Origin of the sequence: Bacillus sp. MD-5 (assembly GCF_002201875.1) — a bacterium.
In the GTDB taxonomy this organism is placed as follows: domain Bacteria; phylum Bacillota; class Bacilli; order Bacillales; family Bacillaceae; genus Bacillus; species Bacillus stercoris.
In genome coordinates this window covers 626513-646217 of the sequence record NZ_CP021911.1, presented here as the reverse complement: position 1 = coordinate 646217, position 19705 = coordinate 626513, and the positions used below count along the sequence as shown (strand labels likewise).

The 19705-nt window shown below is 49.0% G+C and carries 18 protein-coding genes; 3 read left to right on the top strand and 15 right to left on the bottom strand.

From position 1 onward, the window contains the following. Nucleotides 1-45 precede the first annotated feature (45 nt). Nucleotides 46-213, bottom strand: coding sequence for a YezD family protein (locus CDO84_RS03035; protein WP_014663144.1), 168 nt, complete (start codon nucleotides 211-213; stop codon nucleotides 46-48). A gap of 154 nt (nucleotides 214-367) precedes the next feature. Further along, on the bottom strand, nucleotides 368-1240 hold the full coding sequence (locus CDO84_RS03030; RefSeq protein WP_040083885.1) for an STAS domain-containing protein: 873 nt from the start codon (nucleotides 1238-1240) through the stop codon (nucleotides 368-370). A gap of 196 nt (nucleotides 1241-1436) precedes the next feature. Between CDO84_RS03030 and CDO84_RS03025 the strand changes: the two genes are divergently transcribed. The 3 genes from CDO84_RS03025 to hmoA all read left to right on the top strand — a co-directional run bounded on the left by CDO84_RS03025 (nucleotide 1437) and on the right by hmoA (nucleotide 2819). Continuing rightward, nucleotides 1437-1931 (top strand): hypothetical protein, encoded by a 495-nt coding sequence (locus CDO84_RS03025; RefSeq protein ID WP_040083887.1) that lies wholly within the window; start codon nucleotides 1437-1439, stop codon nucleotides 1929-1931. A gap of 96 nt (nucleotides 1932-2027) precedes the next feature. Then, nucleotides 2028-2390: a VOC family protein gene (locus tag CDO84_RS03020; RefSeq protein WP_040083888.1), complete on the top strand. Its 363-nt coding sequence runs from the start codon at nucleotides 2028-2030 to the stop codon at nucleotides 2388-2390. Nucleotides 2391-2492: 102 nt separating this feature from the next. After that, nucleotides 2493-2819: a heme-degrading oxygenase HmoA gene (gene hmoA, locus CDO84_RS03015; protein WP_040083993.1), complete on the top strand. Its 327-nt coding sequence runs from the start codon at nucleotides 2493-2495 to the stop codon at nucleotides 2817-2819. A 37-nt stretch (nucleotides 2820-2856) separates the two neighbouring features. Here hmoA and CDO84_RS03010 read toward each other — a convergent pair whose 3' ends face one another. The 13 genes from CDO84_RS03010 to rhgT all read right to left on the bottom strand — a co-directional run bounded on the left by CDO84_RS03010 (nucleotide 2857) and on the right by rhgT (nucleotide 19700). After that, nucleotides 2857-3552 (bottom strand): DUF421 domain-containing protein, encoded by a 696-nt coding sequence (locus CDO84_RS03010; RefSeq protein WP_014663138.1) that lies wholly within the window; start codon nucleotides 3550-3552, stop codon nucleotides 2857-2859. 98 nt (nucleotides 3553-3650) lie between these two features. Continuing rightward, nucleotides 3651-4991: an alpha-galacturonidase LplD gene (lplD, locus tag CDO84_RS03005; RefSeq protein WP_040083890.1), complete on the bottom strand. Its 1341-nt coding sequence runs from the start codon at nucleotides 4989-4991 to the stop codon at nucleotides 3651-3653. 8 nt (nucleotides 4992-4999) lie between these two features. Further along, nucleotides 5000-5887, bottom strand: coding sequence for a carbohydrate ABC transporter permease (locus CDO84_RS03000; RefSeq protein WP_014663136.1), 888 nt, complete (start codon nucleotides 5885-5887; stop codon nucleotides 5000-5002). Between the two features lie 13 nt (nucleotides 5888-5900). Next, nucleotides 5901-6857: an ABC transporter permease gene (locus tag CDO84_RS02995; protein ID WP_040083891.1), complete on the bottom strand. Its 957-nt coding sequence runs from the start codon at nucleotides 6855-6857 to the stop codon at nucleotides 5901-5903. 54 nt (nucleotides 6858-6911) lie between these two features. Continuing rightward, complete coding sequence (locus tag CDO84_RS02990) at nucleotides 6912-8420, bottom strand: extracellular solute-binding protein (RefSeq protein ID WP_040083994.1); 1509 nt, start codon at nucleotides 8418-8420, stop codon at nucleotides 6912-6914. A 122-nt stretch (nucleotides 8421-8542) separates the two neighbouring features. Then, nucleotides 8543-11116: an exo-rhamnogalacturonan lyase family protein gene (locus tag CDO84_RS02985; protein WP_040083893.1), complete on the bottom strand. Its 2574-nt coding sequence runs from the start codon at nucleotides 11114-11116 to the stop codon at nucleotides 8543-8545. A gap of 44 nt (nucleotides 11117-11160) precedes the next feature. Continuing rightward, nucleotides 11161-13155 carry a beta-galactosidase YesZ gene (gene yesZ / locus CDO84_RS02980; RefSeq protein WP_040083894.1) on the bottom strand — a complete coding sequence of 665 codons (1995 nt, stop codon included), beginning with the start codon at nucleotides 13153-13155 and terminating at the stop codon, nucleotides 11161-11163. A gap of 5 nt (nucleotides 13156-13160) precedes the next feature. Further along, nucleotides 13161-13814, bottom strand: coding sequence for a rhamnogalacturonan acetylesterase (locus CDO84_RS02975; protein ID WP_040083895.1), 654 nt, complete (start codon nucleotides 13812-13814; stop codon nucleotides 13161-13163). Nucleotides 13815-13850: 36 nt separating this feature from the next. Next, nucleotides 13851-15695 (bottom strand): rhamnogalacturonan exolyase, encoded by a 1845-nt coding sequence (gene rhgX, locus CDO84_RS02970; protein ID WP_442853372.1) that lies wholly within the window; start codon nucleotides 15693-15695, stop codon nucleotides 13851-13853. Nucleotides 15696-15740: 45 nt separating this feature from the next. Next, nucleotides 15741-17585, bottom strand: coding sequence for a rhamnogalacturonan lyase (gene rhgW, locus CDO84_RS02965; protein ID WP_040083897.1), 1845 nt, complete (start codon nucleotides 17583-17585; stop codon nucleotides 15741-15743). 138 nt (nucleotides 17586-17723) lie between these two features. Beyond that, entirely contained in the window at nucleotides 17724-18350 is a 627-nt protein-coding gene (locus CDO84_RS02960) for a YesL family protein (RefSeq protein ID WP_040083900.1), read from the bottom strand. Beyond that, nucleotides 18347-19009, bottom strand: coding sequence for a YesU family protein (locus CDO84_RS02955; protein ID WP_040083901.1), 663 nt, complete (start codon nucleotides 19007-19009; stop codon nucleotides 18347-18349). Before CDO84_RS02955 ends, CDO84_RS02960 begins: the two co-directional genes overlap by 4 nt. Next, nucleotides 19002-19700: a rhamnogalacturonan acetylesterase gene (rhgT, locus tag CDO84_RS02950; RefSeq protein WP_080478178.1), complete on the bottom strand. Its 699-nt coding sequence runs from the start codon at nucleotides 19698-19700 to the stop codon at nucleotides 19002-19004. The genes CDO84_RS02955 and rhgT overlap by 8 nt, the downstream gene beginning before the upstream one ends. Between the last annotated feature and the right edge of the window lie 5 nt (nucleotides 19701-19705).

The window sequence follows — 19705 nt, the reverse complement described above, 5'->3', positions numbered from 1 at the left end:
TATATGTTTTAAGGAGAATTTAATGAAAACAAACGCCTTACGTTATCATTTCGATTCTTTCCTTTTCAGCGAAAAACGATGCTTTTCTATTTTCTCAATTTGGGTAACCTGAGAATCATGAACCGTAATCTGAACGGTGCCGAAATCGAGCGTTTCCAGCGAACTGATGATTTTTTCAATCACTTCCGGATCAATCGTTAATTTTGAAACCAAAAGACCTTCCCCCCTGTTGAATAGGTTTTAATTCACAGTATTCTTATAAGAATTATAATATTATGTTTTTTTTGATAAATCAATGGTGATTTCTCTTCAAATCAAAAAGGCATATGATCACCCGATGACGGACAATCATATGCCTGGAAACTTCCTATTGGTTTTCTTCCAATTCTTCAACAATACAGCGGACACCCATGTTTTCTAATGCCTGCTTCAGCGTGCCATACGTTTCATATTCACTAAAATCAAGCCCCAATTGAATCGATGTTTGGGCCACATCCGGGCGAATCCCCGAAAATACGGCTTTGACGCCTAATAAGAAAAGCGTTTTAGACAGGTTGTACAATTGCTGCGCCACCATGGTATCCACAATCGGGACACCCGAAAGATCAACGACGAGGCTTGTGATTTTTCTCTCGACACAGCGGACCGGCACTGTTTCTAAAATGATCTGTGCCCGTTTTGTATCAACTGAGCCGATAAGCGGCAATATCCCGATTCCATCAGCAATGGAAATGACCGGACAGCCAAGCTCTGAGATCAGTTCCTGCTGAGATGTAAGCCTCATCAGCATGAATTTTTGGTACTGCTCGGAGAATTCAATAATCAGCTTATCGAACGACTGATTCACAATGCGGTTCCATCGGTCTGCATCTTCATTTGTGACGATCTCTTGATTTTCTTTTATAAATGTGACGACTGCGTCCCAGAATGAGATTCTAGAATTGGATATGGCTTCTACGACCTCATGCACCTGAACATCCTGCTCTACCCTGTTTTTCGCAACGGTTTGCGCCCATTTCGCCATATTTTCTTGAAAATCGGTTTGATCCTCTAGAAACGCGCTTGCAATTGTTATATTGGTAAACGTATGCTGCTCGGTTAAAAGCGTTTTCGTTTCTGCACTTAAATGGTCGGCGGAATACAGTTCGCCTTGTAGCTGGCAGCGTAAACTGAACCATTTCTCAGTAATGTCCGCAGTGTGGTCTATGATATATTGATATAATAATTGATCGATATTCACGGTCTGTCTCCTTTTTCGTAATAGAAGCACTTTCATTATAAAATGATAAATCGAAATTGTGAATAAGACTAGGAAAAAATCAAATGAATCTGCTCCCTGAACGCATTCCAGTTTATATCCATAGGCGAATGCACCAATAAGAGTCTGCCCGCATAAACTGCAGTGTACAGTTTACAATGAGAAAGGGCGTTATCACATGTATTATGTTGATCCTTATATGTTTGCAGGGCATTTTTATGAGCCTTGGCCTGCTTTTGAATATGAATATCGATATCCATGGCCTGGCATTGGCAGCGGCGCTGTTCCGGGCTTCGGCGGCGGCTCTGGCCCTGGCATTGGCGGCGGTGCCGTTCCGGGCTTTGGCGGCGGCTCCGGCCCTGGCATCGGCAGCGGCGCCGCTCCGGGCTTCGGCGGTGCGCCACAGGGACCTCCTCCTTCCCAAATACCAGCGAAACCAAAAAAACCGCAGAGTTCTCAAGGAGCCGTTTTGTTAGTTGAACCAATCACCATTCGTCCTTGCCTTTTCCGGTTTACCTATGTTTGGTTAACCAATGGCCGCTCATTTTGGTTCTACCCGATCATCCTTGGCAGAAGATCCGTCGGCGGCTTTTACTGGGATCATTCACGGCGACGCTGGGTTTATTTCGCCTTAGACACAAATCAGATCGATGTTGTGAGCTGCTCATTTTAATCAAAAATCAGCCGGTTTCCTGGCTGATTTTTTTTATGTTACTTCGGCCGTAAACAGGTTATAGTATTATTATCTTTGCAACTTGGAGGTTTCCCTATGATCAAACAAATTGGCACTGTAGCTGTATATGTTGAAGACCAGCAGAAAGCGAAACAATTTTGGACTGAGAAGGTAGGCTTTGATATTGCAGCCGACCACCCGATGGGACCTGAAGCAAGCTGGCTGGAGGTTGCGCCAAAAGGTGCTCAGACTCGTTTAGTCATTTATCCGAAAGCCATGATGAAAGGCTCTGAGCAAATGAAGGCTTCTATCGTGTTTGAATGTGAGGACATTTTCGGTACATACGAGAAAATGAAGACAAACGGTATAGAATTTCTCGGTGAGCCCAATCAAATGGAGTGGGGCACCTTTGTTCAATTTAAGGACGAAGACGGAAATGTGTTTTTATTAAAAGAATAAACTGTGGCGCACGGCGGTTCATTCCTGCCTGCGCTTTCTTTGACATTGAGAATGAATTTCATTTACAATTATTCATATGCAAGAATGATTGAAGTGAGACAAATGTTTGTACAGTTGAGAAAAATGACGGTTAAAGAAGGCTTTGCAGATAAAGTCATAGAACGTTTCAGTGCTGAAGGAATCATTGAAAAACAAGAAGGTTTAATTGATGTAACAGTGCTTGAGAAAAATGTGCGCCGCGGTGATGAAGAAGTTGTTGTCATGATTCGCTGGGAATCAGAGGATCACTGGAAACAATGGGAAAAAAGCGATGCTCATATCGCCGGCCATAAAGCAAACAAAGGCAAACCAAAGCCTGACTATCTGATCAACACTGAAGTGAGCATGTACCATGTACGTGCTGTCAAACAAGGGACATATAATCAATAAAAAGCTTGCGCCTCGCTGCAAGCTTTTTTTCAAAGAGTCATGTTGATCTGCTTTGTTCGTAGGTTACGGTATACAGCGGATTATTTTTGTGCCACTCCGCAAATAACACGTCCTCCGCCTTATCAATGTTCTTCTTTTTCAATTCTTGCTTCAGCCACTGTTCATCCACACCTGCTTCCTTCAAATTATCCTGCACAATCTCTCCATCTATGATTAAAGTGATCGGCAGAGAAACAGACTTCGAAGGAATCTGCAAATCCTTATTTATCGGTTTGTCAAAGTCGGATTTGGGGAGCACGCTGACCATCCCGTTTGTTTCAAGAATCGCATATTCTACTTCTTGGATTGAAAAGCTCCCCGCTTGCCTCAAAAGGCTTTGCAGCTGGTTAATGTCCATCTTATTTTTCTTCAATACTTTATATTGAAGCTCCCCTTTGCGGATGACGATATTCGGCTCGCCCTCTAAAAACTTCCGCGATGATTTCATTTTTTGCGTGATAAATTCAATAATATAAATCAGCACGCCCCACAATAGCGAAGCAAAAATAATTTCTTTGATCTTGATTTCATGATCGTAAACGGCATTTCCGACCAATTCTCCTAAAATTAAAGCAGAAATAAAGTCAAACGGCGTAATTTGAGAAAATTGGGTTTTCCCGAGAAGCTTTAAAATGATAAATAAAATGCCTAAACCGCAGACCAGCTCCACCGCAACACTTAAATAATTTCCCATATTGATAGCACCTACTTCTTGATAATACTATCAGTATGGTCAATGCTTTCCTTTCTAAACCGCGAAAGAAGCTCACCCTGCTGAAAAAATCGGCCTGCTCAGCTTTGTATGGTGCTTTGATGCATGTCATCAAAAAGCTGCTCTGCATCATTGCGGTCAATCATGACAAGCGGGTCATTAAGGAAGGCTTGAAACGCGAGGCCTGTATCCTTTGTCAAACCAGCTTCCGCCACTGCCTCCTGATTGGATACATGCCTAGCCGCCAGCATTTCCACACCTTTTGGAAGCGCTCCGGAAAAAATCGGCTTGACACTGTTCCTTGTGATGAATGCGTTTGTTTCGACAATGGCTTGTATAGGAAGGTTTGAGACCTGGCCTTGATTCGGCATATTTACATTCGTGACGAGTTCACCCAATCCGAGAAGGGCCGCTATGATGTTCACGCCTTCTTCTCCCGAAGCTTTCCCAGCAACACCCCGTTGTTGCTGAATGAACCGTTCTGTTTCTTGTCGTTTCAGTGCTCTGTCTTGTTTTCTGAATGATATAGGTGTGAGATGGAATTTCCATACCTCAGGCTGTTTAAGATATGGACCCGGAAGAAACTCTGCCAGGTGCCTGTCACCCGCAGCAGGGATCGCGCCATATGTTTCAAATAAATCAAACGCAACACGGTGTGCCGAATGAAAGACGCTGGCCCTCCAGCTTTCCCCCTCCAGCTCATATCCTGATTCCCCATAGTGCGAGCTGAATTCACGGAATATAGGCAGCAGGTCAATATGGCGGTAAGAGGCTGCCGTAATCCATGTAAAATGGTTAATGCCGAGCACATTAACATGGATATCTTCTCTCCGCTGCACCTCTATTCCCAGTCTTTCCGTGACCATTTCCGCCAATAGCTTTTGCGTCCCGAACACCTCGTGGCAGCAGCCAATCGCTTTGATTCCTGGAAACACTTTATACAACGCTCTAGTACAGACAGACATTGGATTTGTATAATTAATGACCCAGGACTCAGGTGCGTAGTCTCTTATTGCCCGGGCAATTTCCGCAAATATCGGGACAGCACGCAAGCCTCTGATGATTCCGCCCGGCCCGACAGTATCACCTACAGACTGATAAATACCGCAGCGCTCTGGCAAGTGAACATCAATTTCCATATCATCCAGAGAACCCGGCAAAATGGAAATAATGACGATATCCGCGCCAGATAGCGCCTTTTTCAAAGTAGAAACGGCCTCATATCTCCATCTGCCGTTTCCACTGTAATTGCCGATCACTTCGTTTCTCTGGGCGGCCTCAAAATCAAGATCATAGAGTGCCACCATGCCTGACATTCGCTCATCAATCGCCAAATCACTCATCAGGCTTCTGGCCCAGCCTTGGGACCCACCGCCGATATAGGCAATTTTAATCTGATGTAACGTACTCATATGAAACACTCCCTTTCTCAGCCTTTCACCGAGCCAATCAGCATACCCTTTGCAAAGTGTTTTTGTAAAAATGGATAGACCGCCAAAATCGGCAGCGTCGCAATGACAATGACGGCGAGTTTAATTCCCTGCTCAGGCGGAACGGCATGCTGCAACGTATCGCCATTGGTCGCCGTTAAATCCGATAAAATCGTGACTTGGCGAAGCACCATTTGCAGCGGCCATTTTGCACTGTCATTGATATATAAGAGAGCGTGGAAGAAATCATTCCAAATCCCGACCGCATAAAACAGCGCAAAGGTCGCAATGACCGGCTTTGACAGCGGCAGGGCGATCCGCCAGAAGACGCCGATTTCGGAACACCCGTCAATTTTTGCCGACTCCTCCAGCTCGCGCGGCAGCTGCTGAAAGAAGTTTTTGATAATAATGAGGTTGAACGGATTAATCGCCATCGGCAGAATCAATGCCCAATACGTATCCAAAAGGCCGAGTGATTTTACGACAAGGTACGTTGGGATCATGCCGCCGGAAAACAGCATCGAGAAAATTACCAGATTCAACAGCAGGTTCCGTCCCTTCACATGCCGCTTCGCAAGCGGATATGCCATCGTGAAGGTGAAAAACAGCTGCACAGCCGTCCCGACCACGGTGATGAAGATGGACACGCCCATGCTTCGAATGAACGTCGGTGTCGAAAACACATACTTGTAAGCATCGAGTGTAAAGGTTTTCGGAAAAATAAAGAAGCTCCGCTGGGCAAGTTCCGCTTCTGTCGCAAAGGAACCAGCGATAATGTACAAAAACGGCAAAATGGTAATCGCTCCGACACCGCCGAGAAACAGAATATTGCAGACGTCAAACACCCGTCCAGCTTTGGTGTTATGCATCGTGTGAATTTCAGCCATACCTCTCCCTCCTCTAAAACAATCCTTCCTGGTCAAACTTTTTCGCAATGTAATTGGCGCCGAAAATCAAGATGATTCCGACAAGCGATTTAAACAACCCCACCGCCGTGCTGTAGCTGTACGCGCCTTGGGTAATCCCCATCATGTACACGTACGTGTCAAAAATATCAGCCACGCTGCGGTTGAGCGAGTTCGTCATCAAATACACCTGTTCAAAGCCGAGATTCAAAAAGCTGCCGATTCTTAAAATCAACAAAACGATAATGGTGCTTCTGATTGCCGGCAGCGTAATATGCCACATTCTCCTGAACCGGCCCGCTCCGTCCATGATGGCGGCTTCATACTGCTCTTGGTCAACAGTTGCCAGCGCGGCCAAGAATAGAATCGTCCCCCAGCCTGTCTCCTTCCAAATGCTTTGCATCACAATCATCGGCCGGAACCAGTCTGCATCAGACAAGAAAGAAATCTGCTCACCTGTCAGGCTCATAATCATTTTGTTGATCACACCTGTATCGACAGTAAAGAAAACGAAGGTGATGCTGACTACAATTGTCCAGGATACAAAATGGGGCACGTAAATAAAGGTTTGGATACATCTTTTATACACGGCCTTTCTCACCTCATTCAAAAGCAAGGCCAAAATGAGCGGCGCGGGAAAGGCAAACAGAAGATCCAAGCTCGCCAGCATGAGGGTGTTGCGCAGCAGCCGGAAAAAATCCGGATTCATAAAAAAGTCTTTGAAGTAATCAAAGCCGACCCATTCGCTTTTCCAGAAGCCGAGATATGGCGAATAGTCTTTAAATGCGATCAGGACGCCCCACATCGGCAAGTATTTGAAAATCAAAAAATAAAGCAGACCGGGAATAAGAAGAAGATAAAGCCATTTGTCCCGTTTGAGCGCAGCCATCCAGCTGATGCCTTTTCCAGCAGTGAGAACAGGTGAATCTCCCTTCTTCGGCACTGTTTCCATATCTGTTCTCCTTTCGTGGTACCGGCGCGCCCGCCGAGCGGCAGGCGCATCGGTTTATTTTGACGATTGATACAATTTGTTCAAGTCCTTCATCAGGTCATTGCCGCCGCTTTTTTTCCAAAGCTCCACCGCATCCTCGAACCCTTTTTCATCAATTTCTCCAATGATAAATTGTGTTCTCGCGTCGAGAATGATGTTGTCAAGCTGGGCTCCTTTTTGGGTATAGACATCAGATACAAGCGACTCAGCCGGGTTAAAGACGGCTATTTTTTCTCCTTCAGTTATGATGTCTTTGCGATGTTGAAAGAGCTTTGTTTTCTGGTCTTCGATGTAATACTCGCTTTTCGGGATCGACATGCTGAACTGCGCCAAGCCTTCGTGCTCATACAGGAGGGATTTGTTGTTTTTTTCAAGTGAGGTGAATACGCCGTCCTTGAGCTCGTAATTGCGCCCCTCCACTCCGTTGTTCGTGAGAATCTGCGCTTCCTTATCATTCATTTTATCGAGGAAGGACAGCACCTCTTTCAGCTCTTTTTCGGTTTTGACGCTTGATTTTGGTATCGCGATCATGCCTGAATAACCGGATGTCGGGAAGGTGCGCTTGCCATTCGGCCCCTCAAGCGAGCCGACAATATCAATGATATCCTTGTTCGATTCATCCGCCTCCTCCATGGCGCTTTGGATCTGAGACGCTCTGGAGCCTGTATCAACGATGACACCCGCTTTTCCTTTCACAACCGGATCATTCCACTTTGCTGAATCCATGACCGCAAAATCCTTATTGATCAAACCCTCATCATAGAGCTTTTTAAAAAACTTGAGCGCCTCCATGTATTCCTTCGTTGTAAAATCAGGAATCAGCTTTCCGTTTTCAACACCGTAGCGGTTCGGGGCGCCGAACCAGATTTGCAGAACATCCCACGGGCTTCCGTTGCCGAGCCCCATCCATTTCGGCACGACCATGCCGTACGTGTCATCCTTGCCGTTCCCGTCAGGATCTTTTTCCTTAAAAGCTTTCAGCACTTCATAGAAATCATCAAGCGTTTCCGGCATATCCAGGCCGACATTTTTCAGCCAGTCGGTTCTGATGATCATACACGCCCTGATCAGGTCCCTCGTTCTGTAGACTCCGTACACCTCGCCGTTCACCGAGCTGTTCTTCAAAATCTTTTCATCTGCCTGACTTAAATTCTTATAGTCTTTTAAATAAGGAGACAGCTCCCAAAATGCCCCTGCTTTGACAGACTTGATAAAGCCGGCTGACTTATCTTTAATGACAATCGCGTGAGGCATTTCTCCTGAAGCCATGACGATGTTGAATTTGTCGTTGTAGGATGAATCAGGCACCCATGTAACCTTAATCTCTTTGCCTGTGTATTTTTCGAGCGCTTTTAATGAAGGGCTCTTTTCACTCGGGCTTTCCGGCGATAAGAGCGGCGCCATAATGTTAATCGTGTCTTTCGAACCGCCCGCTGAACTGGATGTTTCCGAATTGCTGCATCCGGCGATCATCATGGCAGCAAGCGGCAAGGCCAGCCATTTTTTTCGCATTTTTATTTTCATGATGCGTAAGTCCCCCTTTTTTTCACTTTGCATTTCCCCTTTGCCCCTCTCAATATAAAGCGCTTACATAAATTCTTGCAATCTTCATTTTTTGCTTCATTTCTCCTATGAAATTCCGGCTGTTATCCTTTTTTGCCCAATGTTTCTTTTTTTGCCGGAAGAGAATCTCCGATCAGTTCCAGTGCTGCTATGACGTTTAAACACCATTGGGAGACGGTATTGGTTGTCACCCACGGGAGTTCCTCCAGCTGCGTCCATGTCTCGATGCGCTCGGGTTTGATCGGAAGCGGCGTATGGCTGAGCTTATCATCGAGCAAAAGATTCCACGCTTTGGCGGCGAGATGAGGATCTTGTTTTTTTCTCGCGGCGTAGGCTGTCATGGCAGCTGCGAACATCGGCCAGTGAAAATGCCCGTCATGAAGCGCGCCTCCGCTTTTTTTGCGTTTTTCCTCATCACTGAGGGTGTAAAATTCGCCGAATTCACTCAGCATATCCTCCCATTCCCGGTCATCAAGAAGCTCAGCCAGCTCCATCCACACTTGCGGCGCGCCGAAGGCAATGATCATATGATATCCGCCCGCAATGCCGTCTCCCATGTGATGAAGCATCGAAGTCGCCGGATCATATTCAAATGTCGGGCCGGATAATAAGCGGAGCGGCAGCTGCTTTAGACAGTTGATGCCCGTTTTGATTTTTTTGAGATATTCCGGATTTTCGGTACGCTCCCATTCCGCCAGCCAGTTTGAGCAAAACGCCGCCCAGTCCGGTCCCGTTCTCACGTGAGTCGGGTGCTTGCCTTTCTCGTAAAAAGCGCGCATCGGATCGGTTTTGACAAGGGCATAATCGGCATCCTTCACTTCTGTCAAAAGATCTCCCGTCCGCTCATCACCCGTCAGATAATAATAGAATTTATAAAGTCCGGCCATGCTGATTCTCGCTTCCTTGCAGCCGCATCCCCAGTGCACAACGTTATGCCGTGAGCCAAGCCCGGCGTATTCACCGAGATGAAAGCTGTCCGTTTCACTCGTGTGGCGGGTCATGGCTTCTGCCATTCGGAAGATATCCTCTCTGCCTGAGCGGAAAAACGCCTGCCACAGCCATAGGGTCGGAACGAGCTCATTGTTTTGCCATGCGTATCCGCCGAGATCATATCGCCACATGTGCCGAATTGGATCATACGTATGCATGACATCGCCATAATGCCAAAATCCGTACCATTTGCGCTGCTCTACTTCCTTTTTATAAAACAGAAAGACGGCGTCAAGCTGTTCCTCCAGCTCTTTTTTGAGCGGATGGGATGTGTCAATGATGCTCCAAACCCCGAGCGCTTTTGATTCGTAATAGACGTTCGGCTCACATACCAGGAGCGGCGGCGCCTGCCATTTGTCAGCGAGCGCATTTAGGACTTCATCAGACGGCATGTGCGAAAAGCACGCCAGGCTGATTTCATTCGTGTTCGCAATGCCGGTCGGATCAGAGCGCATTTCATCAAAGCCTTCATACGCGCTGGCCACATGGGTATTTCCTGTATAATGCCGCAAATCCATCGCTTCTCCATCCGGGGGCCAAAGCCAGACGGTCATTTTTGGGCGGCTGCCGGCAAGACCTGTGATTTCCAGTGCTGACGGATATTTCTCAAAGAAATACCGCAGACCGAGAGCCACACCGCCATTTTCGCCGCCCGCATAGCAAAGCCCCTTCGCCCGGCTGCCATGCAGCATGCCGACCCACGCATAATCTTTTCCGGTCCGTTTTGACAGGCTGTAATGATCGCTTGAATCCTGAACAAGCTTCACCTCGTCCCATACCGCATTCTGAGTTCCGTGCGCAAACCATTCCTTATGCTCTTCATCTGGTGACAGCATTTCGCCATTGATTTGTTTTTCATAAAGCGGATACCGTTCATTGAATTTACGTGTGCCAAACAGCTGGGCGGGTTCTTTGTACATCCCCTTCTTTCCCGCAAAACGAAAATGGCGGTTGTACGGCTCTCCCTCCAAAAAAAGGTCAAATTCGATGCCGATCCCCTTAATGAATTCTTGTTTACCGCTCCTGTCAATTAGCTGCGTGTGCACAAGGCCGATCTCAGACAGCCCGGCATAAAACGTCAAACGGATGACAAACGGCAGCCATTCTTCATTCGTTTTATGGAGCACATGCATTCCCTCGATTTTGACCACTGCTTTGACAGGACCGCTTTGCTCAATCGCCGCCTGTTTGATAAGGCTGACAGACGTTTCTTGAAAAAGAACCGTTTCCGCCGCTGACTCCTTTTTCGTTTCTCTTATGGCAACGAGCCTCCCGCCTGCGGCGATCGGCTTTCCGTTGATCTGCAGCGATTGAATGAAATCAAAGCCTGTTTTATGAATGGTACAGACGAGCGTTCCTGTATCCACTTGGATGTCATGCGCTGACTCGTGAATGCTGATCGATTTTGTCGGCTGCGGTGCTTCTCCTTTTTGTACTGTAAAGCTTTGGTTCTCTTGACCGCCAAACACCGCCGCATGCTTCGTCCACTTGATGCTCCCGTCAGGCCAATAGGCCGACGGTTCGCTTTGCACATATCGCATTTCCGCGTTTTCATTCAGAAGCGCCAGACGGCCACCCTTTTTTAATTCTCCTTTTTTCCATGGCACGCCCCACGTCACACCGCTTGTCACCTTTGGCTGTTCTGATAACCATTTGATCCTTTTCATAGGTCCTCTCCCTCCATAGAAAAAAGCTGATTCGATGCAAAGAATCAGCTGTGATTGTCAAACTGAATTACACGGTATTCATGCGGTCCCACCGCCAGCCTCCCCGCCTTTTCCAAACGTTTTTTCAACAGATCCGTTCCCGCTTCCGGCAGTGTCACGCTTCCACCTTTTCCATCCATATTCACGATGATCCACACGAGGCCGTTATCGCCTTTGCGCGGGGCAACGATCGTGCCGGGTGTTACATCCGAGCGGACAGAAATGGCTGCCTCAGCGGCGTAATGCCTGACAAGCGCCTCCAGCATCGCATCCCCGTCTTTCCCGGTTGGAAGCGAGCCCAGCATGACGATTTTCCCCTCGCCGTAATCTCGTTCCGTCAAAAAAGCATGGCCCGCCCCCGGTCCTGCTTCAACCGTGCCAAGAGTGTTTCCGCTCTCTGTGTCAAACACCGCGCTCCACAGTCCGAGCGGCGCCGTGATGCCAAACGCTTTTCCTGTATTCATGTTCTCGTTCATCGGAAAGGTGAACAGCGTTTTGATCCCTGACGTTTTCTCAAGTTCGCCAAGTCCGCAATCGGTATGAATCGTATGCTCGGATGTGCGCCCTCCTGTCAGCGGCCCGGCGATCCAGATACCGCCGGCTTCAGCGAACGCCGAAGCCTTTTTGATAAATTCAGAAGACAAATGCGGCACAAATGGCGTAAACAGCAAACGATAGCCGTCCAGCGGAGCGCCTTCCGGAATGAGGTCACGGTGAATCCCCGTGTTGAGAAGGCGTTCATAAAAATGTGTCACAAGCGAACGGTGCCGGAATCCCCGGTGAGGCTCAGTTTTGATAAATGCTTTTGCTCTATCAGAATACGTCATCGCCGCCTCGGCTTGAACGGGTTCAGTCGATAGAATAATCGGTTCGATTTCCTTTCTTGCCCGCTCAACCGCCAGCACATTTGGGTAGCCGATGGTGGGCTCGCCCCAGGCACTGAGAACCGAACCGTGGGAAATCTCGCTGCCTGAACGCTGCTGCCTCCACAGCCAGTAGCAAAACCCCTGGCTTCCTAAGGCGTAGGACGATACGGCTTCGGCCTGCAAATACCCGTCGGCGTGCGGGTAAGCGGAGCTTTCAAGCGAGGCGGCATACGACGGACTCGTTTCCAAAATCCAAAATGGGCGCCCCTGTTTCAGATTTCTCCATAAATCACAGTTCAATAAAAAGGCAGAGGCGTTTTCCTGCGAAGCGTACGTATCATAGGAGGCAAAATCGAGATTCTGAAACATTCGCTCATTGTCCACGCTGAACATGACAGATCCGTTATGCGTGATCGGCGCATCTGAATAGCAGCGGATGATTTTGGCCTGTTCATCCGCAAATGAAGCGATCATCTCCATCGAAAACAGCTGATACATAGTCCTTAAAGAGGCGTGATGCAGAAACGGGGCCGGCCCCGGCTGCGGCACTTGCTCAAACGTCTGATAGGTTTCGCTCCACACATCGGTTCCCCATGCTTCGTTTAACCGCTCAATCACGCCATAGCGGTTTCTGAGCCAGTCATGCCATAAGCGCAAGCACGTCTCACACATGCATTCTGCGACATGGCATTTAAACTCATTGTCTAGCTGCCAGCCGATCAGCCCCGGGAGCCCGCCAAGCTCCTTGGCGATGGCTTTCGTGATGATGGCGGCTCTTTTTCGGAAGTATGGGTTGTTCGTACAGGCGTGCTGACGGGAGCCATGCCCCATGATCTCTCTTTTTTCATTGACATGCATGCGTTCGGGCCGGCCGTGTGACAGCCAAATCGGCGGGGTAGGCGTCGGCGTGCACATGATCGTCTCGATGCCGCTATCATACAGCCGGGAGATGATTTCTTTGAAAAAACCGATGTCAATTTTTCCTTCTTCAGGTTCCATGACAGACCAGGCAAACTCGCCAATCCGCACTACATTCACGCCAACTTCACGCATGATGTCAATGTCCTGCTGAATCGTCTCTTCATCCCATAATTCCGGATAATAGCAAGCCCCATGATATAGTTTTCTCCTCACATTCTTCACCCTTCTTTGATGATCGATTCAGTCAATGGCAGGCCGAGCTCCTTTATGCCTTTTGCCACAAGTTTCGCCATTTCTTTTGCGCCTTTTTTTGTAAAATGCGTGTAATCGTTAATCCCTTCTGAAACCATAAAATAGGTGTACACTTTTTCCTCGCCCTTCTCAGTAAAGAAAGTAAGGCTTTTCTCCATCAGATCTATGAGCTGGACATTCTCCTCAGCAGCCGTTTGCTTCATGGCAATGCAATAATCAGGAAAATCGTTCAAAAACACGCCGTTTTCGTAGTGAAATCGGGCTACGGGAGTAATGAGAAGCGGATGGGCGCCTTTTTCTCGCGCACCGGCGATGTACTGTTTTAAATATTGTTTATAGGTAGTATAAGGCTCGGTGTAGCGCTCCGGCTTATTTTTCGATGCGTCATTATGGCCCATTTGCACAAACAGCCAATCATCCGGCTCGATCACATCAAGAATCGCCTGAAGCCTGCCCTCTTCCACAAATGTTTTCGAGCTTCTTCCCCCGATCGCTCTATTGATTACTTGAATATGCTCCGGCAGATGCGAGCCGAGAAACTGCCCCCAGCCCCCTTGATTTGTGCTGTCTCCATACGTTTGAACAGTCGAATCGCCGGCAAGATAAATATGATTTGCCATTTTTTCATTCCTCCTCGTTTTTTATACGGCTGCTTCTTATCCCTTAGTCCTCTTACAGTGATGCCTCAGCTTTACTGCCAGTTCGGGCTTCGGCGGTTTTTTCATCCCTGTACCGAGATAAAAGCTTGTGTGCGGCGGCTGGTTGTAGGCGGTATTCTGCCAGGCGATGCCAAGCCTGTAAACCGGATCGTGCATCAGCGTGTAAAAACGGTGGCGAGTGAGATGTGTCGTTGTATAGATACGGAGTGCGCTGCTGTCTTCCGTTCTCCATATCACTTCTTCCCGCCAGTCCCCGAACAGGTTGGCCTGAAGAACCGGATTTCCTTTCGTGCCGTTGTTGGACAGCACGCCGTCCGGCCGAAATATCGTCTTCAGACAGCTATTTTCAGCATCCCATTTTTCAATCTTTGGCCTGCCAATCGTTCCGTCCCAGTCATGATCAAGCAGTTCTCTGACCAAATCTCCGTCCCACCAGATGGCGAAATTGGCTGAAGCGGGCGCTCTGTCGCTGATTTTTTCTCCTTTGCTCGTAAAAAGCCCATACGACTTGCCATCTTTGCTAGGCGGATCAATTCCCCAGACGAGCGCCCCATTGTAGCTTGGATCAATATGAGCCGCCATGCCCCGGCCAACATCAGTTCCAGCATGGACGCCCCATAATATCTCACCGGTTCCGGCATCTCGCAGTGACAGTCCGTACGGCTTCGCGGCATCCTCATGCACCTGGAACACTTCAAGCCCTTTTCGTGACGGGTCCAGATCCCCTACATGCATCGCGTCTCCGTGTCCGAGCCCCGTTGAGTATAGGCCGGTTCCGTCATGATCGACCGCCATTGCGCCATAGATGATTTCATCCTTTCCGTCTCCGTCCACATCTGCCACGCTCAAGCTGTGGTTCCCCTGTCCTGCGTACGCTTCATGTCCCGGATGGTTGGAGTCAAATACCCAGCGTTTTTTGAGCCTTCCGTTTCTGAAATCGTATGCCACGAGCACCGCCCTCGTATAGTAGCCGCGTGCCATTACAAGGCTCGGCCGCTCCCCATCCAAGTAAGCGATTCCGGCGAGAAAACGGTCCATCCGGTTTCCATAGCCGTCTCCCCATTCCTCCAGCTTGCCGCGGGGCGGTTCATATTCAACAGTGGTGAGCGCCTCACCGGTTTCTCCTTTAAACACGGTCAAATATTCCGGTCCGAACAGGATTCTGCCCTGTTCGTTCCTAAAATCGGCATGCTCATCACCGATGATATGTCCTTTCCCGTCTGTTGTGCCGTCAGCTGTTTTCATGGCGATTTCTGCTTTTCCGTCACCGTCCAGGTCATACACCATAAATTGCGTATAATGAGCGCCCGCTCTGATGTTTCTGCCGAGGTTGATGCGCCACAAAAAGGTGCCGTCCAGTTTATAGGCATCTATGAGCACCTCCCCGGTATAACCGTCATGAGCGTTGTCTTTTGAATTGGACGGATCCCACTTCAGGATTATTTCATATTCTCCATCCCCATCTACATCTCCGACACTGGCATCATTGGCGCTGTAAGTGTACGGCTTTCCGTCCGGCGTCACACCGCCTTCCGGTTTGGCAAGCGGAACCTCAAGAACATTTTCCTGCCAAACACAGGCTTCCTTGGAAAGCTTTTCTTCCCGTCCTTTATTGACAGCCGCCACTTGATAAACAGAGTCTGCCGTTCCGTTTTGATCAAGAAAATTAGTGCTGTCAGCGATCGGATCGCGGGTGATTCGCTTTCCATCCCGATAAAGGTGAAAAGCCGTCGTCTCATGATCCGTTCCGAGAAAACGCCAGCTGACAAACACGCCCTGTTCTGTCTGTACCGCAATTAAACCTCTGGTCAAGTATTCCATTTGCCTCTTTTTTGGTTTCATTTGATGGGAACGGGCTGCACGCAGCCCGTTCCTTCCCCCTTTCAGTTAAGGCGTATACATATTTGGTTTTGGCTGTTCCGCCATGCCGTCTCCTAAAAAGAAGCTTGTGTGCGGCGGCTGGTTATAGGCGACATTTTGCCAGGCGATGCCAAGCCGGTACACAGGATCATGCATCAGCGTGTACAGCCTGTGCTCAGTCGGAATGGCCGTCGTATAAATGCGGAGCGCACTGCTGTCCTCCGTTCTCCACACCACTTCCTCACGCCAGTCACCAAGCAGGTCAGCCTGAAGTGACGGCGTTGCTTTTGTGCCGTTGTTAGCCGCTGCGCCTGATGCGGTCAGCACATTTTTCGATACGCCGTTTTGATAACCCCACTTATCAATTCGGTTGCTGTCCAGCTGTTCCCGCAGCAGGTCGCCGTCCCACCATATGCCGAAGTTGGTCGAGGACGGAGCCCCGCTTCCGATTTTGGCCCCTTTCGCTGAGTAAAGGGAACCGTTGGCCCACACTTCCTGCCCCGGATAACGCGGGTCGATATCAGCAGCCATTCCGCGGCCTACGTCCTTGCCGGCATAGATGCCCCAAAGGATTTTTCCGGTTGCCGCATCACGGAAGGATAAGCCGTATTTGGCGTTTTTGTCCTCATGTACCTGAAACACCTCAAGCCCCGGCCGGCTCGGATCAAGATCCCCGGCATGGAGGGCATCCCCATGGCCTAAGCCCGTTGAGTACATGCCTTTGCCGTCATGATCAACAGCCATTGAGCCGAAAATAATCTCATCTTTTCCATCCCCGTCAACGTCCGCAATGCTCAGGTTGTGATTCCCTTGTCCTGCGAACGCTTCATTTCCTGGCTTTGAGGAGTCAAGCGTCCAAAGCTTTGACAGCTTTCCGTCCCTGAAGTTATAAGCGACTAGCATGGTTTTAGCATAATACCCTCTGGTCATGATCAGACTCGGCCGCTGTCCATCAAGGTAGGCGATGCCGGCGAGAAAACGGTCAACACGGTTGCCGTAGCTGTCTCCCCAATCCGATACATTGCCGCGTGCCGGCTCAAAATTTGTTGTTACAAGTTCTTTCCCGGTTGCTCCCTGAAACACAGTAAGGTATTCCGGCCCTGACAGCACACGCCCCTGTTCATTTCTGTAATCAGCATTGGCATTTCCAATCACTTTTCCAGTGCCGTCTTTTGTCCCGTCCGCCGTTTTCATTGCCACTTCCGCTTTTCCGTCACCATCAAGGTCATACACCATAAACTGGGTGTAGTGCGCGCCCGCTCTGATGTTTTTGCCGAGATTGATCCGCCATAGCTTCGTTCCGTCCAGTTTATACGCGTCCATCAGCACGTCACCTGTATAGCCATCCTGCGAGTTGTCTTTTGAGTTAGATGGGTCCCATTTCAGGATTAGCTCGTATTGCCCGTCACCATCCACATCGCCAACACTTGCGTCATTGGCGCTGTAGGTGTAAGCTTCACCTTTTGGTGTCGTGCCGCCAGCCGGTTTATCCAGCAAGACGGAATGATACGGCTGCGCCCATACGGAGGCTTTTTCAGATGCCGCCTGTTCGGTACCGTTAACGACGGTACGAACCATATACGTTGAGCCGGCCGATCCGTTTTTATCCACATAGTTCGTGGCTTTGACAGGCGCAGCATTCAGTTTTTGCCCGTCTCTGTACACATTGAACAAAACAGATGCGTTTTCAGTGCCAAGAAACCGCCAGCTGACAAAAATGCCTCCGTCCGTCTTGACCGCGACAAGCCCCCGGTTCAGCGCTTCCATCTGCCGCGCTGCCCCTTCAGCTTTCACAGGATATACAGAGGCTCCCATCACCAACAAGACCAGCAACGTAACAGTGGTAAACATGCGTTTCCTTCGTGTAATCATCAGACAGCTCCTTCTTATTTTTCTGTAAGCGCTTACCTAAATTGGATTTTATGCGCTGTGTGAGCTGTCTTCAATTTCACTTTTTTGCATCTGCCTATTTCAGCCACTGCACTTTTTTGCGTATGTGTCATTTTTTTGTTATCCGGCTTGGTGATGCTGGGCCTCCGTCTTTTGAAATCCCCTAAGAGCAAAAAACATCATCACAAGCCCAAATAAACATGGGCCGTAAAATGGAATCAGGCCGGGAAGCGTATACAGCAAATAAAGGACAAATCCGCACCCGATCAGCATACAGCCAGTCGTCAGCGGCCTCATGGCGCCAAACAGCAGTGCCTGCGGAATATATTTGCGAAGCGGGAGCTGGTAATGCACATAAAGGGGAAACACATACATCAGCGCGATGATATACAATAGCCCTGCAAGCAGCGTGCAGCTTGTTACGGCAAAGGACAGCCAATCCGTACTGGCCGAAAAATAATGATAGTTCGTGGACAATATGAGCAAAAGAGCCGAAAACGCCAATCCGATCGCATTAACTTTGAGAAACTCTTTTTTATAGGTATCGAGAAATAACGGAAATACCGGTACATCTTTTTGCCCCATCAGCCATTTTCTTATCACGGCACACATCGCGGCTGTGCTCGGCGCCCATCCGAAAAGAACGCCGCCCAAAAGGGTAAACAACAGCCACAGCCCGTTGAGCCATGCGATTTTCACCACCGCTTCGCAGCCTGCATAGAGCGCGTCCGTTACGGTCGTCTTCATCTTCTCACCGCTTGATGTACGGCAAAATCTCTGTAAGCGGCTTTCATGGGCGCCATCTGCCGGAATCCGATTTTTCCTTTAGTTAATATAGGCCCGTATGTGTTGCCGTCGTCCATCCACTCAAGAATGGGCAGATCATTGATTGAAAAGCGCACATAGCCTTTGTCTTTAATGAGCTTCATACGATACGGAGAATCAGCGTCGTCTGGAGAAGGCAGCGGATCGGCTCCCATTGCGGCGAGGTGGAAACCGCGGCTTTTTCTTAAATTGCAGGTGCGGAATGCTCTTTCCTCCGGGTATTTTCTGCGGAAATATGACAGGTGAAGAGTGTTGATGTCCCCTGAATGATACTCGGGGTATTTTCCCGTTCTTTTCTGGAGACTTGGATCAAATAAATCCTCGCCCCCAATCCCCGCAGCGGAAAAAAACAGCATACATAGTCCCGGCTGCTCAATCGGGGAGAAATCCCATGTCACTATGATGCCGTCTGGAAAGGTTTCCGGACACCAAAAGACAAAGTGCGCTTCGTCCTGGACATGTGACAGGTGCATGCTGTGATCATCAAATGAGATCTGTCCGCCACCCTCCATCCGCCAGTTCTTCACATCGCTTTCTGACTGGAGCGGATTTCGGTACAGGCACGCGCCTTTCTTATACATGATCTTTTCCCTCCCGGCTCGCAAGATGGTCCTTCAGCGGAAGTCCGAGCTCTTCAATGCCTTCTGCCACAAGCTTCGCAACCTCCATTGCACCTTTTTCCGAAAAATGCGTATTGTCCTCAATGCCGTCGGGATAATTCGGATGTTCATTCGGCTGAAACCAAACGAACAATCGCTTCGACTCCTCAGGACCGTATGCCTCATACAGCACCTTTGTTTTCGCGAGCAGATCAATCACAGGTACATCGAGCTCCTTCGCCAGTGCTTTCATCGCATCGGGATACTCACCGAGTGTATGCTCGATCCGTCCGTTTTCGTCAAAGCGGCGGCGCTGCACCGATGTGACGAAAACAGGATGCGCGCCCTTTTCGCGTGCCGTATCTGCAAACAAAGTAAGGAACTGCTGAAATGTGGAGTACGGCTTCGTCCCCCGCGGTTTTTGGTCATTGTGGCCGAATTGAATCAACAAATAATCGCCTTGTGTCATCCGCTCGGCAATTGCTTGAAGCCTCCCTTCCTCCACAAAAGAATTGGTGCTCGCTCCTCCTTTGGCATGATTGTGCACCACTACCTCTTCAGAAAACAATTGCCCGAATACCTGCCCCCATCCCGCCATCGGCGCTTCATGAGGCGGGCAGTCACTCACAGTGGAATCCCCGGCCAAAAATACGTGAATCGGTTTCTCCATCACATGTT

Bases quoted from the DNA above. Each gene is read 5' to 3' on its own strand.
- CDO84_RS03025 (WP_040083887.1), top strand. From the start codon at position 1,437: ATGTATTATGTTGATCCTTATATGTTTGCAGGGCATTTTTATGAGCCT.
- CDO84_RS03020 (WP_040083888.1), top strand. From the start codon at position 2,028: ATGATCAAACAAATTGGCACTGTAGCTGTATATGTTGAAGACCAGCAG.
- hmoA (WP_040083993.1), top strand. From the start codon at position 2,493: ATGTTTGTACAGTTGAGAAAAATGACGGTTAAAGAAGGCTTTGCAGAT.
- CDO84_RS03010 (WP_014663138.1), bottom strand. From the start codon at position 3,552: ATGGGAAATTATTTAAGTGTTGCGGTGGAGCTGGTCTGCGGTTTAGGC.
- CDO84_RS03000 (WP_014663136.1), bottom strand. From the start codon at position 5,887: ATGGCTGAAATTCACACGATGCATAACACCAAAGCTGGACGGGTGTTT.
- CDO84_RS02995 (WP_040083891.1), bottom strand. From the start codon at position 6,857: ATGGAAACAGTGCCGAAGAAGGGAGATTCACCTGTTCTCACTGCTGGA.
- CDO84_RS02990 (WP_040083994.1), bottom strand. From the start codon at position 8,420: ATGAAAATAAAAATGCGAAAAAAATGGCTGGCCTTGCCGCTTGCTGCC.
- CDO84_RS02985 (WP_040083893.1), bottom strand. From the start codon at position 11,116: ATGAAAAGGATCAAATGGTTATCAGAACAGCCAAAGGTGACAAGCGGT.
- CDO84_RS02975 (WP_040083895.1), bottom strand. From the start codon at position 13,814: ATGGCAAATCATATTTATCTTGCCGGCGATTCGACTGTTCAAACGTAT.
- rhgX (WP_442853372.1), bottom strand. From the start codon at position 15,695: ATGAAACCAAAAAAGAGGCAAATGGAATACTTGACCAGAGGTTTAATT.
- rhgW (WP_040083897.1), bottom strand. From the start codon at position 17,585: ATGATTACACGAAGGAAACGCATGTTTACCACTGTTACGTTGCTGGTC.
- CDO84_RS02960 (WP_040083900.1), bottom strand. From the start codon at position 18,350: ATGAAGACGACCGTAACGGACGCGCTCTATGCAGGCTGCGAAGCGGTG.
- CDO84_RS02955 (WP_040083901.1), bottom strand. From the start codon at position 19,009: ATGTATAAGAAAGGCGCGTGCCTGTACCGAAATCCGCTCCAGTCAGAA.